The sequence below is a fragment of the Polynucleobacter sp. AP-Sanab-80-C2 genome, from assembly GCF_035012965.1.
Classification (GTDB): Bacteria; Pseudomonadota; Gammaproteobacteria; order Burkholderiales; family Burkholderiaceae; genus Polynucleobacter.
The window spans coordinates 36636-51000 of record NZ_JAYGQS010000002.1 but is presented as its reverse complement, the minus strand read 5'-3'; the positions used below and the strand labels follow the sequence as shown (position 1 = coordinate 51000).

13 protein-coding genes, 1 other RNA gene, 1 pseudogene and 1 riboswitch are annotated in these 14365 nt (G+C 45.2%); of the genes and pseudogenes, 8 read left to right on the top strand and 7 right to left on the bottom strand.

What is annotated here, in order from left to right; translation table 11 throughout:
- The first annotated feature begins 66 nt into the window (after positions 1–66).
- From VC178_RS03460 to panC, 3 genes are read left to right on the top strand one after another with little or no spacing between them, the layout of a single operon-like run.
- Positions 67–255 (top strand): DUF3460 family protein, encoded by a 189-nt coding sequence (locus tag VC178_RS03460; RefSeq protein ID WP_215296619.1) that lies wholly within the window; start codon positions 67–69, stop codon positions 253–255.
- Positions 248–1123: a segregation and condensation protein A gene (locus VC178_RS03455; protein WP_215296618.1), complete on the top strand. Its 876-nt coding sequence runs from the start codon at positions 248–250 to the stop codon at positions 1121–1123. The genes VC178_RS03460 and VC178_RS03455 overlap by 8 nt, the downstream gene beginning before the upstream one ends.
- The gene (gene panC / locus VC178_RS03450) at positions 1120–1971 is read left to right on the top strand and encodes a pantoate--beta-alanine ligase (RefSeq protein WP_323481613.1); all 852 of its coding nucleotides are present in this window, start codon (positions 1120–1122) and stop codon (positions 1969–1971) included. The genes VC178_RS03455 and panC overlap by 4 nt, the downstream gene beginning before the upstream one ends.
- Before the next feature lie 20 nt (positions 1972–1991).
- Here the strand turns inward: panC and VC178_RS03445 are convergent, their stop codons facing one another.
- The 6 genes from VC178_RS03445 to VC178_RS03420 form a co-directional block, all read right to left on the bottom strand.
- On the bottom strand, positions 1992–2204 hold the full coding sequence (locus tag VC178_RS03445; protein WP_215296616.1) for a hypothetical protein: 213 nt from the start codon (positions 2202–2204) through the stop codon (positions 1992–1994).
- A 32-nt stretch (positions 2205–2236) separates the two neighbouring features.
- Entirely contained in the window at positions 2237–3169 is a 933-nt protein-coding gene (locus VC178_RS03440; protein ID WP_323481612.1) for a methionyl-tRNA formyltransferase, read from the bottom strand.
- 1 nt (position 3170) lies between these two features.
- The gene (gene frc / locus VC178_RS03435; protein ID WP_215319978.1) at positions 3171–4418 is read right to left on the bottom strand and encodes a formyl-CoA transferase; all 1248 of its coding nucleotides are present in this window, start codon (positions 4416–4418) and stop codon (positions 3171–3173) included.
- A 239-nt stretch (positions 4419–4657) separates the two neighbouring features.
- A complete protein-coding gene (gene frc, locus VC178_RS03430) occupies positions 4658–5908 on the bottom strand; it encodes a formyl-CoA transferase (protein ID WP_215296613.1) in 1251 nt (416 codons plus the stop codon).
- Positions 5909–5999: 91 nt separating this feature from the next.
- Positions 6000–7709 carry an oxalyl-CoA decarboxylase gene (gene oxc / locus VC178_RS03425; protein ID WP_216178403.1) on the bottom strand — a complete coding sequence of 570 codons (1710 nt, stop codon included), beginning with the start codon at positions 7707–7709 and terminating at the stop codon, positions 6000–6002.
- Between the two features lie 213 nt (positions 7710–7922).
- Complete coding sequence (locus VC178_RS03420; RefSeq protein ID WP_215296611.1) at positions 7923–8540, bottom strand: Crp/Fnr family transcriptional regulator; 618 nt, start codon at positions 8538–8540, stop codon at positions 7923–7925.
- A gap of 82 nt (positions 8541–8622) precedes the next feature.
- A riboswitch (cobalamin riboswitch) is annotated at positions 8623–8839 on the top strand.
- A gap of 140 nt (positions 8840–8979) precedes the next feature.
- Here VC178_RS03420 and VC178_RS03415 point away from each other — a divergent pair.
- From VC178_RS03415 to VC178_RS03400, 5 genes and pseudogenes are all read left to right on the top strand, one after another.
- Positions 8980–11103 (top strand): TonB-dependent receptor, encoded by a 2124-nt coding sequence (locus tag VC178_RS03415; protein ID WP_323481611.1) that lies wholly within the window; start codon positions 8980–8982, stop codon positions 11101–11103.
- 113 nt (positions 11104–11216) lie between these two features.
- Complete coding sequence (locus VC178_RS03410; protein WP_215296609.1) at positions 11217–11498, top strand: hypothetical protein; 282 nt, start codon at positions 11217–11219, stop codon at positions 11496–11498.
- Positions 11479–11694 (top strand): annotated as a pseudogene (locus tag VC178_RS11430) (cell division protein ZapA); the annotation flags it as partial. The gene VC178_RS03410 and the pseudogene VC178_RS11430, both read left to right, overlap by 20 nt.
- A gap of 99 nt (positions 11695–11793) precedes the next feature.
- Positions 11794–12012, top strand: a non-coding RNA gene (gene ssrS, locus VC178_RS03405) — 6S RNA.
- On the top strand, positions 12013–12831 hold the full coding sequence (locus VC178_RS03400; protein WP_215296608.1) for a sulfite exporter TauE/SafE family protein: 819 nt from the start codon (positions 12013–12015) through the stop codon (positions 12829–12831).
- Here the strand turns inward: VC178_RS03400 and VC178_RS03395 are convergent, their stop codons facing one another.
- Positions 12832–14355 carry a malonyl-CoA synthase gene (locus VC178_RS03395; protein WP_323481610.1) on the bottom strand — a complete coding sequence of 508 codons (1524 nt, stop codon included), beginning with the start codon at positions 14353–14355 and terminating at the stop codon, positions 12832–12834.
- Positions 14356–14365: the final 10 nt, after the last annotated feature.

The following is a 14365-nucleotide window of genomic DNA, read 5'->3' as shown; positions in this document are numbered from 1 at the left end:
CCCCAGATAACTTTTGGAATTAAATACCATAAGTTATTGAATTTATTGAGTATTTTAGGAAATACGATGGCAAGATATCAATCTGAATTCACCCAGTTCTTAAGTGAACTCAAAACTGAGAAACCACACCTCGAGGCAGATCAGCAAGCTGGACGCGCCCTCTTGTGGGACAAAGAGCCACTTTCCGTTGAAGATCAGCGTCGCGCTAAAGTCGCCAAATTAAAACAACGCGCCTACGTTTACTCGAATGACTAATGCAGGCAATGAGCCAAGTACTCAGCCAATATCCGATTTACTAGATAGCACTCCATCAGTAACCGATGGAATGTCAGAAGCATTCGCCAAGCTTTATGGCGAGCCTCTATTTAAGCTCCCTACTGATCTTTATATTCCGCCAGATGCACTTGAAGTATTTCTAGAGGCATTTGAAGGGCCACTCGACCTTTTGCTGTATTTAATTCGTAAACAGAACTTCAACGTTCTCGATATTCCGATGGCGCAGGTTACTCAACAGTACCTGAGTTATATAGACCAAATTCGTCACCATAATCTTGAACTTGCTGCTGAGTATTTGTTAATGGCGGCGATGTTGATTGAAATTAAATCCCGCATGTTGCTGCCAATGAAGAAAGCAGATAGCGAAGAAGAGGTAGATGATCCCCGCGCAGAACTAGTACGCCGCCTCTTAGAATACGAGCGCATGAAACTGGCTGCACAAGAACTAGATCAGATTCCCCAGCAAGGTCGTGACTTCCAAGTAGCCCATGGCTTTGTTGACACTACTGTTGCCATCACATGGCCAGAAGTGAATTTAGAAGATTTACAAATGGCTTGGCGTGATGTTCTACACCGCGCAAAACTTAATCAGCATCACACGATTACTCGTGAAGAACTCTCTGTTCGCGACTTCATGACTCGCATTTTACGTCGCTTACAAAATACGAAATTTGTTGAGTTTGGTGAATTATTTGAAGACGCTATCAAATCTGGCAATGGCATTCCAATAGTGATTGTGAACTTTATTGCCATGCTGGAACTCTCTCGTGAAGCCTTAATTGAAATTACCCAAGCTGAGCCATACGCGCCAATCTATGTGCGCCTCGCCTATACGCCTGTTGCATGAAAATTATTAGTGACATTCAAGAGCTGCGCGATCACCTGCGCGGACAAAATCGTGCTTCTTTCGTACCAACCATGGGTAACCTGCATGAAGGCCACCTCTCGCTTATGCGCTTAGCTAGGCAACATGGGGATCCAGTAGTTGCCAGTATCTTTGTAAATCGCTTGCAGTTTGGGCCGAATGAGGATTTCGATAGCTATCCACGCACGATGCAAGCGGATATCGAAAAGCTTGAAAAAGAAGGTGTGTACATCCTATTTGCACCGACTGAGCGTGACCTCTACCCGCAACCCCAAGAGTACCGTGTTGATCCACCTCAACAACTCGGCGACATCCTCGAAGGCGAGTTCCGTCCTGGATTTTTTAAGGGTGTTTGTACGGTCGTACTCAAACTCTTTTCCTGTGTGCAACCTAAAGTAGCCGTGTTTGGAAAAAAAGATTATCAGCAACTGATGATTATTCGGCAAATGGCAAGGCAATTTGCTTTACCAGTTGAAATTGTTGCAGGGGAGACCATTCGTGCTGATGATGGTCTTGCTCTCTCCTCTCGTAATAGCTTCCTCTCCAAAGAAGAACGTGCAGAAGCGCCTGAATTACAAAGAGTACTCAAAGAAGTTCGCGAGCAAGTACTTCAATCGAAAGAACAGAACACCCATTCACTCTCCGAGATTGAAAAGAAAGCTGTTGCCACTCTTACGGGGCGCGGCTGGAAACCAGATTACATCGCCATCCGCCAACAAAGTGATTTAGCACCCGCCTCCAATGAAAGTTTGCAAGCTGGTGAGCCACTCGTGATTCTCACGGCTGCTAAGCTTGGTAAAACCCGCTTGATTGATAATCTAGAGGTTTAATCTCTAGACTTGTCCGTGATTTACTCATCCCAGGGGAATCTTTCGCGAGATAACTCTTCCATGATTTCACGCTTACTAAGACCTGCCCTTCTTGCATTAGCAGATCTCTGATAGGTCGAATGTTCATGGTCAGCAAGATTCTCACCTTGCTCTTGCTTAATCACCCCTGACTTAGAGGGAGAAATTTGAGGGCTTACCTCTGCTGCAGACTCTATTGTTGATTCTTTGGTCATAACTTGATTAAGCAAGCGCTCAAGAAAAAGATTTAAAGCGTAAAGAACTGCCCTACTTGTAAATTTAACTCTTTAGCCAACTCGGCACCAGTGACTTTCCCTGCCGCACCCTTAGCTTTGAGCACTTCAATTTGTCCGCCATGACAGGCGACGAAGAAAGAATCTAAAGTGATTTGCGTTACTTCGCCAGGTTTTCCTTTGACGGCACTAAAAGTAGCCGCGACATGCTTGTGGCAATCGTAGAGCTGTACCTTTTGCTCACCAAACTTGGTCCATGCGCCAGGGGCTGGATTGCATGCCCGAATCAAGTTATAGATTTGACTAATATGTGTCGCCCAATGAATTTGGGCAGCATTGGCATCAAACCAACCTTCGTAGTTAGCGTGCGATTCATCTTGGACCAACTCTTGATGTTTGCCTGCAACTACCAAATCAGCCGTCTCTAGCAATGCCTTCACACCAATCGGGAAAAGATGGTCAAAGTAGATCTTACCTAATGTGTCATCAGGGCCGATAGGTACCTCTTTTTGCAGAATGACTTCACCTTCATCTAAACCATCGGATGGACGGAAAATGGTTAGACCAGTTTTTTCTTCGCCCAAAGCAATTGCCCAGTTAATAGCGCTTGGTCCACGATATTTTGGTAGAAGTGAGGGGTGGTATTGAATCGTGCCGTGCTTCGGAATCTTGCAAAGTTCTTGCGGCACAAACTGTAATACATAAGCCATGACACAGATATCAGCTTGACTATCAATCATGGCTTGAGCAGCCTCGGGACCTTTGAGAGAGGCGAATTGCAAGGGGTTCAAACCTCTTGCTAAGGCAGCCTCTTTAAGTACCTCTGGTTTAGTTGACTTGGGATTGTCGGGCGGACAAAAAACGGCAACAACCTCATCGCCACGATCTAAAAAAGCCTCTAAGGCAGCTTTACCAAAATCGGCACTCCCAATTAACGCAACCCGCATCTTAGATCACCTTATCGTGGCGTAATGAAATTAATTCATCAGTGGAATAACCTAATTCACTCAGAATCTCATCGGTATGCTCGCCCAATAAAGGTGAACGTGTAACTTCAGTTGGACTGTCCGACATCTTGATTGGGTTACCAACTGTGAGGTATTTGCCACGAATAGGATGATCAACTTCAACCACAGTACCAGTAGCACGTAGTGCAGGCTCTTCAGCGATTTCTTTCATAGACAAGATTGGACCGCATGGGATGTCGTATTGATTCAATACATCCATGACTTCAAATTTGGTCATAGTCATGGTCCACTTTTCAATCTCACCAAAGATCTCCATCAAATGGGGCAAGCGTGCCATTGGCGAAGCAAATCTCACATCGGTAATCCAATCTTCGCGACCAATGACTTTACAGACCGCCTCCCAAACTGGGGCTTGCACTATAACGTACATGTAAGCATTGGGATCAGTTTCCCAACCTTTACATTTCACAATCCAGCCTGGCTGACCACCACCGGAGGCATTACCAGCGCGAGGTACAGCATCGCCAAACTCGCCGTTCGGGAATTGCGGATACTCTTGCATCAAGCCCACTCGCTCGAGGCGCTGTTGATCACGCAACTTCACGCGGCACAGATTCAACACCGCATCTTGCATCGCTGCCAATACTTTTTGACCACGGCCAGAGTGAGTGCGCTGATAAAGGGCAGTCACAATACCTAAAGCTAAATGCAAACCCGTTCCGCTGTCACCAATTTGTGCGCCAGTCACCATAGGAGGGCCATCATCAAAACCGGTTGTCGATGCAGAACCGCCAGCACATTGCGCCACGTTTTCATAGACCTTGCAATCTTCGTATGGACCAGGACCAAAGCCTTTTACAGAAGCCATGATCATCATTGGATTGAGCTCTTGAATACGCTCCCAAGAAAAGCCCATGCGATCGAGTGCACCTGGGGCAAAGTTCTCAACTAATACGTCACACTCTTTAATGAGGCGCTCAAGAATTTCTTTGCCCTTTTGGGTTTTTGTATTGACAGTGATCGAACGCTTATTGTGGTTGAGCATTGTGAAATACAAGCTATCCGCATCCGGAATATCACGTAGCTGACCGCGAGTAGCATCCCCTTCGCCTGATTTTTCTACCTTGATTACATCTGCACCAAACCAAGCCAGCAGCTGAGTGCAAGTTGGGCCCGATTGAACGTGCGTAAAGTCGAGGATTTTGACCCCTTCTAGTGCTTTTGCCATGATTTAAGTCCTAATAAGAATGAAAATTTTGAATTGACTCAATTTTACCAGCGAGAAATCAGGATGAATAATAGATGCCTAATTTTTAAGCAAATAGCACGACCAAGCCTTTATTAGGGGCATATGGAGCCATGGCAGTGAGTTTTCAAGCTCAAAAGGCGCTTTAACAGATCCTGCCTAGGGAATAAAAAAGGCGCTCACGAGGAGCACCTTCAAATGAACAGCAATTGTGATTGTTATTAAACCGCTTTAGCTGCGTGCAACTTAGCGATGTCATCCGTACTGTAACCAAGGTCAGATAACACTTCATCAGTGTGCTCACCCAACACAGGAGATGGCTTCACTTCAATTTCCAAATCAGAGAACTTGATTGGGCTGCCGATAGTCAAATATTTACCACGTACTTTGTGGTCAACTTCAACGATCGAACCGCTCTTACGCAAGTCTGGTGATGCAGCCAATTCTTTCATGGAAAGCACTGGAGCACATGGAATATCGAACTTGCGGAGGATATCCACAGCTTCGTACTTAGTCTTGTCTTTGAGCCAATCTTCAATGGTTGCAAAGATATCAAAAATCTTGTCTTGACGAGCTTCGGCAGTCATGTATGCAGGATCAGTTGCCCACTCTGGTTTGCCCAAAGCTTTAGTAATTGGCTCCCAAGCATGACCTTGAATGGTGAAATAGATGTATGCGTTTGGATCAGTCTCCCAGCCCTTACACTTCAACACCCAACCTGGCTGACCGCCACCACCAGCGTTACCGCCACGTGGCACTACGTCAGTGAATGAGCCGTGTGGGTACTGTGGATACTCTTCCAAGTAACCCACTTTGTCTAAACGCTGTTGATCGCGCAACTTCACGCGGCATAAGTTCAATACAGCGTCTTGCATTGAGCAAGAAACTTTTTGACCACGGCCTGTTTTTTCACGTTGCATCAAAGCAGTCAAAATACCAATTGCCAAGTGCATACCAGTATTAGAGTCACCTAATGCTGCTGCAGAAACTGTAGGAGGACCATCCCAGAAACCAGTAGTAGAAGCAGCGCCACCAGCACACTGAGCAACGTTCTCATACACTTTTAAGTCTTCGTATGAATGGCCATCGCTAAAGCCTTTTACAGAAGCCATGATCATCTTTGGGTTCAATTCTTGAATACGCTTCCAAGAAAAGCCCATACGATCCAAAGCACCGGGGCCGAAGTTCTCAACCATCACATCAGAAGTCTTGATCATTTTTTCCAACACTTCTTTACCCTCTTGGGTCTTCGTGTCGAGCGTCAAAGAACGCTTGTTACCGTTGAGCATCGTGAAGTACAAAGCATCTGCACCTGGAATGTCACGTAATTGGCTACGCGTTACGTCACCAGAGCCTGGACGCTCTACTTTGATAACGTCTGCACCATACCAAGCCAACAGCTGAGTACATGCAGGACCCGCTTGAACGTGGGTGAAGTCAATGATGCGAATACCGTCTAATGGTTTAGTCATGTTTGTTTCTCCTTAAATGTTTCTTGTTTGCTTCTAAATTTAATCTCGAAATATTAACTTTTTATTACCGTGTTGAATTCCCAATCGAAGCTTATTTCTTAGCACTTGCTGTGGATGGGTTCAAGTTCGTTAAACGTCCACTCTCAGTACCTGCAGTTTCATCAATAACAGCATTGATGAGGGCTGGTTTACCGGCAGCAATCGCTTCCGTTAACGCTGCTTCTAATTCTGCTGGGGTAGTGACGTAGTAACCAACGCCACCAAATGCTTCAATCATCTTGTCGTAACGGGCATCTTTCACGAACACAGTTGGCGCCACATCAGCTCCGCCTGTTGGGTTTACGTCAGTTCCACGGTAAACACCGTTGTTATTAAATACAACCGTTGTGATTGGCAGGTTGTAACGGCAAACCGTTTCCAATTCCATACCGCTAAAACCAAACGCGCTATCGCCTTCAACTGCAACCGTTGGCAAACCACTAGTAACTGCAGCGCCAATCGCATAGCCCATACCAATACCCATAATGCCCCAAGTACCAGAGTCAAAACGTTTACGAGGTTTATACATGTCCACAATCGCGCGGCAATAGTCGAGTGTGTTGGCACCTTCGTTTACCAAGTTCACATCTGGATTCTTCTTGATCACATCACGAATCACTCGCAATGCGCCGTGGAAGTTCATCGGCGTAGCTTCTTTGGCCAAAGTTTCAGCCATCTTTGCCATGTTCTTATCTTTTTTCTCATTGATGGCATTGGTCCACTCAGCACTTGGCTTAGGTACTGAAGCAATACCCTTCAAGATTTCACTGACGCACGAACCAATATCACCAATTAATGGCGCAGCAATTTGTACGTTGCTATCCACTTCGTTTGCCTGAATATCGATTTGAATAAATTTCTTAGGATCTTTGCCCCATGTCTTGCCTTTACCGTGGGCAAGCAACCAGTTCAAGCGTGCACCAACCAACATTACTGCATCAGCTTCAGCCAATACAAATGAACGTGCTGCAGATGCTGATTGTGGATGGTTATCTGGCAACAAGCCTTTCGCCATGGACATTGGCAAATAAGGGATGCCCGATTTTTCGATTAAGTCACGAATTTCTTTGTCAGCTTGTGCATATGCAGCGCCTTTGCCCAAAAGAATCAATGGACGCTTGGCGCCTTTAAGAACATCTAATGCGCGCGCAACTGCATCAGCAGCTGGGATCTGACGTGGAACCGGATCGATTACTTTGAAGATCGATTTTTTAGCTTCTTCAACCGGCATGGTTTGAGCAAGCAACTGAGCTGGCAAATCTAAATACACGCCACCTGGACGACCAGAAACTGCTGCACGAATCGCGCGAGCAAAACCGATGCCGATATCTTCAATGTGATTGATACGATAAGCAGCCTTGCAATAAGGCTTAGCAGCATTGAGCTGATCCATCTCTTCGTAATCGCCTTGTTGCAAGTCAACGATTTCACGTTCGCTTGAGCCAGAAATCAAAATCATCGGGAAGCAGTTCACAGTAGCGTTAGCCAATGCTGTTAAACCGTTCAAGAAACCTGGCGCAGAAACAGTCATGCAGATACCCGGCTTTTGCGTCATGTAACCTGCAATCGCTGCAGCATTACCAGCATGTTGCTCATGACGGAAGCCAATAAAACGCAAACCTTCAGCTTGAGCCAAACGACATAAGTCAGTAATTGGAATACCAACAAGACCAAAAATCGTATCGAGGTCGTTTGCTTTCAGTGCATCGATCACGAGGTGAAAGCCATCAGTTAATTGGGTGTTTTGGTTATCTGTTGTCATAGAATTTTTATGTGAATTACGGATAGCCCCGAATGAGAGCTAATGCAATCTAGCTTGCGCTACTGTCTCCAATAAAGTTATTAATCGCACCACGGGTATTGCCCCCGCTTAGGCTGAGGTGAATATTAGGCTTGGGGCGGGGGTTCATCATTGACTTCGGTCAATTTCCCCCTAAATCCTCAATACCCAAAGAGATATGAGGCTTCAGAAGGCTTATATAAAAAGCTCTTTATGCTTAGTTTTGAGGCGACTCAAAGTCTCCGGAGAGAGATTCAGGTAGGCGGCCAGCTCTTTTTTGGGGAGAAGCTCAAAGAGATCTTCATATTTGCGTAAAAAGCGCTCTACTCGGCCAGGGGCATCGAGCATATGCAAGGTGATGGTATGAGCCATGATCTCGCTCATCAAGCGCATGACCTCAAATTCAAAACTTTCCTTCAGGGACTTATGTTCATCTAGAAATTCAGCCCACTTTTTAAGGGGCATCCGAGCCACACGAGCCTTGGTTACACAGGCAATACTGTAGGGGGCTGCGGTCTTTAGGCGCCATGCTGCATAGCTCGTTTCAATATCTTTTTCAATCGCAAAACGCAAAATCATTTCCTTAGCATCTGCACTGGAAACAATCCGCTTGAGAATGCCATCCAGCACAAAATACTGCTCCATCTGGTGATCGCCTTGATGCAAGAGTATTTCTGATTTTTTGAGATCCGAGACCTCTAAATGACGCTCTAATTCGGCCATCACAGTTTCATTGAGGCTTTTGAGAACTGAGTTTTGCCTCAACTGAAGCCGAATCAAGTTTTTTTCGGGGTGCTTATCTAATACGGTCATGATTCCTTCATCCTGGGTCTCATATTGTAGGCTTTTTTATCCCAATAACTTGATAAAAACCCTAACCCAGCATCTAAGTAGGCTAGAATTGAACAGTCGTGGTGCTTTGTTGCAATGCAATAGAGTTAAACGGGAAACACTAAACGTGTGCTGCCCCCGCAACGGTAAGTAAATGTCTCCGAAATAATCATTTTGGAGGTCAGGAATCTGAAATACGCCACTGTGCGCGTCAATCGCATGGGAAGGCCAGATTCTGAGATTTACTAGCCCGGATACCGGCCAAGACAGGTGGAATTTCGCGGACGGGGACCTTCGCGCGCCGATGACAGCGCTCGGTCCAACCCTGCCGCCAAATTGACGCCAATCTCCTGCACGAGAAATTCTGTTCGACCCAGCTTACGGGGAAGTGAGCTAGGCAATCGATAACAGAAAGTAACGAATGAAGCAGCAGTTCAAACAAAAGCAAATCAATCGAATTTGCATAAGCTTATTTTTACTGAGTAATGCATCTTTCTCATACGCGCAAAACGCTCAATCCACAGTCATTGTCTCGGGTTCACGTTTTGAAGAAAACCTGAATGAAGTACCCGCAAACGTGCAAGTCATTACTCGCGAAGAAATTGCTGAATCCACTTCTAATAATATTCCAGACATTCTGTCTCAGATAGGTGGACTCAATGTAAGAAATACCAATAGCGGTCAATTAAATCTTGGTGCCACCATTGACATGGGCGGCTATGGAGTTACAGCCAATAGTACGACTCTTATTCTAGTCGATGGTCAAAAAATAAATCCCATCGATTCATCTTCTGTTTCTTGGGAATCCATTCCACTTGATTCAATCAATCGCATTGAAATATTACATGGGGGTGCTAGCGTTCAATATGGCAATGGTGCCATAGGAGGCGTAATTAACATTATCACCAATGGCGGAAAAAGAGATCTAAATCAAGTCTCCACTAGCTATGGCAGCTTCAATACTTTAGTGAATAATGCTATTTTCAGAAATACTTTGGAACAAACCACATTACAGTTGAGCGCTAATACCTCCAACTCTAATGGCTGGAGACAGAACTCCTCTGCAAATGCATACGCCTTTGATGCAAAAGTTACTCAAGCTTTGGGCGGAAAAGATAATGTATACGCCGATGTTTTTTATAGCTACTCAAATCAACAAAACCCTGGGGGAGTTGTAGGCCAAGTTGGGCAGGGAAATCCGCAATCTGCAAAATTTAACAATATAGGTTCCGGCACCGGCGCCAACAACACTGGTATTCGAGCTGGGCTAGCGAAGGAGCTAGGAAGCACCTTCAACCTAGAAGTTGATGGCTTTTATAGTAATAAAAATACTTTCTTTAATCAGCCCTATTACTCCACTGAAGCCTCAGGCATTGGCGACTATCCCTATATCAGCCCGTCTTTTACCAAGTTTCAAGGGTGGCAAGGCAACTTTACTCCACGCATCAAGGGGGATTTTGGTTCATTCGGAACTAGTATTTTGGGTTATGAATTTAATAAGGCTAGCCAATCATCAAGCAATACTTATAGCGCCGTAATGAATCAAACGGCAGCCAATGTCTATCCGCCTGGACCTTGGGGTGTAGCTAGCCTTCCGCTTCAAGGAGCAGCTAATGCTAGTCTATATAACCAGTCGGTCTACTTTATTCAGAAGCTACCTATTACTAATGGTATTGAACTAAATGGGGGGTACCGATACCAAACTCAAAGTGCAACTGCTAGTGGTACTGACATTTGGAATGGTGCCGCTAATGATAGTCAAACCTACTCAGCAAATGCAGGTGATGTGGCACTCAATTTTAGGTACCTTGAGGGGCAAAGAATCTACATTAAATGGAATCAGTCTTATCGCTTTCCCAATGTCGATGAATTTTGGGGATGGTCTAAAAATGGCGGCGGCTCAACATTTGGTGGAATTCTTAAGCCGCAAACCGCTCAAACCTATGAACTTGGCGGGAACTGGCAAGTACTTAAAAGCAATCTAACCGCATCTATTTTTAGCTCAGTTTCTCAAAATGAAATCATGTACAACCCCTCTACCTTCATTAACTCTAACTCCCCATATGACATCAATCGAAATGGAGTGATATTTAATGCACTTACTGCATTAACCCCTCAATTGTCAGTTGGCGCTGGGGGAACAGTTCAACATGCATTTTATGCAAGTGGACCATATCAAAATCAATCCATACCTCAGCTACCAAATCTATTGCTAAATGCTAGAGCTACGTATACGTTGACAAGTAATTGGTCTGTTGGCGGTGTTGTGAACTACGTTGGAAACCAACACTATGATGCATCACCGGTTTATTACAACTCCTTAGCCACCATGCCCTCATATACCGTTGCAGACATTTATACCAATTACAAGTTTGGTAATTGGGATGCACGACTCACGATTAAAAATGTTGGAAATGCCCAATACTCAAGTTATGGTGGCTATGGCTTCGTAACTGGTCCCAACAGTAACAATGCAAACAATTATTTTTACTATCCTAATGACCCTAGATCGGTATTCGTAAGTGCGAAATATAGTTTTAACTAGCGGATTACCACCTTGGAAAGCAAGAAAAAAGAGGGTGTGGATTATTTGGCCCCAATAATCAGTCACTTATCACTCAGACTCTCACCTTGGCTACCTGAGGCTACAATGCCAATATGAACGAGCCTATCTCTCATTTCACTGGCGATGCAAATCTGGGTGCCCTGAGCGCATCCATTCAGCGCCTGTCTGAGAAGATTTCACTAATTCAAGAAGCTGTGCGCAATCTCAATCAAAGTCATGTGCTGCTTGAGGGCAAAATCGAGGATGCTCAAAAACGGGTTCAGCGCATTTTGAGTCGCTTGCCAGAACAAAGTGATGGTCGTCAACTAAACTTACTTGGCGAAGCAATTCCACCAACCAATCCAGAGGACGACAGTGAGCCAACAACGCATTGAAGTAACTCTTGCCGGTCAAAAGATCACTCTAGCAACCAGCACTGAACACGAACCACTGCTTCGTGCCGCCTGTGTGTTGGTCGATGAACAAATTCAACTGGCTATTAGCGGTGGTAACCGCAGCATTGAACGAGCCAGCATGATGGCCGCACTCAAGATTGCAGGTGACTTCATTACATTGCAGAAAAATCAATCGCAACAAAGCTCTTCTTCAAATATGAGCTCTCATGAAGTAGCTCGTCTTCAAGCGGAAATTCGTGGGCTTGAAGAACAAGTGGACACTTTGTTGCAAACTCTTTCCCTGCCTGGTTCGCCAAGGCCAATAGTTCCTTGAACCGATGCGCAAGCATCCGGAACGATCTTTACCTTGTGGGCGTGAGCGTTTTGCAAGTTCACAGTGCCAACTCAGACTTGGTCACTCCCTGAACCTCTTAATGCACCCGAAGCAGAGTAGCCGTTCCACCTTGAACCTTTGGGTTCAGGATGACGGCCTAGCGGCCAAGGCGGGGAATTCATGTTACTAAGCGATATCCTGATGCTGATACTGTGTGGCAGTATCTCTGGATTTTTAGCAGGACTTCTCGGAATTGGTGGTGGCATGATTTTGGTGCCGTTCATGATCTTAGTTTTTAATCATCTAGGCTTTAACCAAGAAGTGATTGTGCACATGGCCATCGCCACTGGCATGGCGACTATTCTATTCACCACTACTTCAGCTATTTGGGCGCATCACAAACACGGTTCGATTGACTGGAAACTTGTTGCCGCCTTGAGCCCAGGTTTAGTGATTGGCAGTTTGATTGGCGGTAGTGAAATCTTTGAAGCACTCAACACCTCTTGGTTATCACTCTTCTTTGCCATCTTTATTGTGTATAGCTCTATTCAAATGATTCTGAATAAAAAACCAAGCGCAGGACGAGAGTTGCCAGGCAGTCTAGGTTTATTTTCTTTTGGGGCATTTGCGGGTAGCTTAGCCAGCTTAGTTGGTGCAGGAGGTGCATTTATCACCGTGCCATTTATGCTGTGGTGCAATGTTAAACCCCACACCGCTATGGCCACCTCTTCTGGCTTAGGATTTCCAATCGCTGCAGCCGCCACTATTGGCTATATGTATGGCAGCTGGGATCACCCTAACCTGCCCTCAGGATCTCTGGGTTTTGTATATGTCCCAGCAGTAGCCTGTATTGTGGCGATCAGTATTTTCACTGCTCCACTTGGAGCAAAGATGGCGCGTAAGTTGAATGTTGCTCAACTCAAACGCATCTTTGGTGTGATGCTATTAATGCTTGCAGTCTTCATGTTTAATGAAAGCCGCAAGGCATTTGGCTTTTAATTAAGCGGTGTACTGCTGACGCAGAATATTTTTCTGTACTTTACCCATAGCGTTACGTGGCAAGTCAGAAACAATTTCTAAACGCTTTGGTATCTTGAAATTAGCAATTTGGGTTTTCAAGGTGGCAATCATCGCTTCAGCATTCAACTTAGCTCCAGGCTTGGCTACTACCACAGCCATGACAGCTTCACCAAAGTCAGGATGCGGAATACCAATCACTGCGCTCTCATCAACGCCATCCATATCATCGATAAAACTTTCGATCTCTTTTGGATAAACGTTATAGCCACCGGAAATAATCAAATCTTTGCTGCGGCCAACAATACATAAGTAATCCTTAGGTGCTTTACCGCCATTGGCATCACCACCCCAGCGGCCAACGTCACCTGTCTTGAACCAACCATCCTTAGTAAATTCTTCGGCGGTTTTCTCAGGCATGCGCCAGTAACCCTTAAATACATTCGGACCTTTAACTTGAATGCTACCGATCTCATCAACACCACAAGATTTATTGTCTTCACTTACCACACGTACTTTAACGCCAGGCAATGGCAAACCAACAGAACCCCCTACGCGGGATCCTTTATATGGATTGGAAACTAACATCACGGTCTCACTCATGCCATAGCGCTCTAAAATAGGCTGGCCAATGACATCCTTGAAGGTATTAAATGTCTCTGTAAGCAATGGGGCGGAACCAGAAATAAATAAGCGCATATTGCGCGCCACTTTCTTGGTGAAGCCTTTATCAGCAAGCAAGCGTACATAGAAAGTTGGTACGCCCATCATCACAGTCGATTGAGGCATATGATGAATGAGCTGTGTAACATCCAAACGCGGCAACCAAATCATCTTGCTGCCATTAATTAATGCGCCATGAGCTGCTACAAACAAACCGTGCACATGGAAGATGGGTAATGCGTGCAAGAGTACGTCGCCTTTTACCCAACCCCAAAACTTTTGTAAGACCTGTGCATTGCTATATAAATTCTGATGGGTTAGCATCGCGCCCTTACTACGACCAGTAGTACCGGAGGTATACAAGATTGCAGCCAAATCATCATCTTTCGTGGCAACCGTCTTGAAGGTGTCGCTTAAGCTACCAGCACGCTCCAACAATGTTCCAGAACGATCTTCATTTAAAGTAAATACTTGTTTGGTTCCAGCCTTAAAAGCAACCTGAGATACCCAAGAGAAATTTTTTCCGCTGCAAACCACTACTGCAGGCTCAGCATTCTCAATGAAGTACTGCATCTCGGCAACTTGATAAGCTGTATTCAGAGGCAAATACACATAACCAGCACGAATCGTAGCCAAGTATAGAAAAAGTGCTTCAGGAGATTTTTCAACCTGAACTGCTACGCGTGAACCGGTTGGTAACTGCAGACTCTTCAGCAAATTAGCCATCTTCGCAGTAGCGCGCTCTAGGTCCCCCCAAGAGTAATAGAGGCCATCATGCGTTTCGATAGCGCAGGCTTTTTTATCTTTTGGAAAACCTTTTTCCAATACTGAATACAAATTCATTAGAACCTCT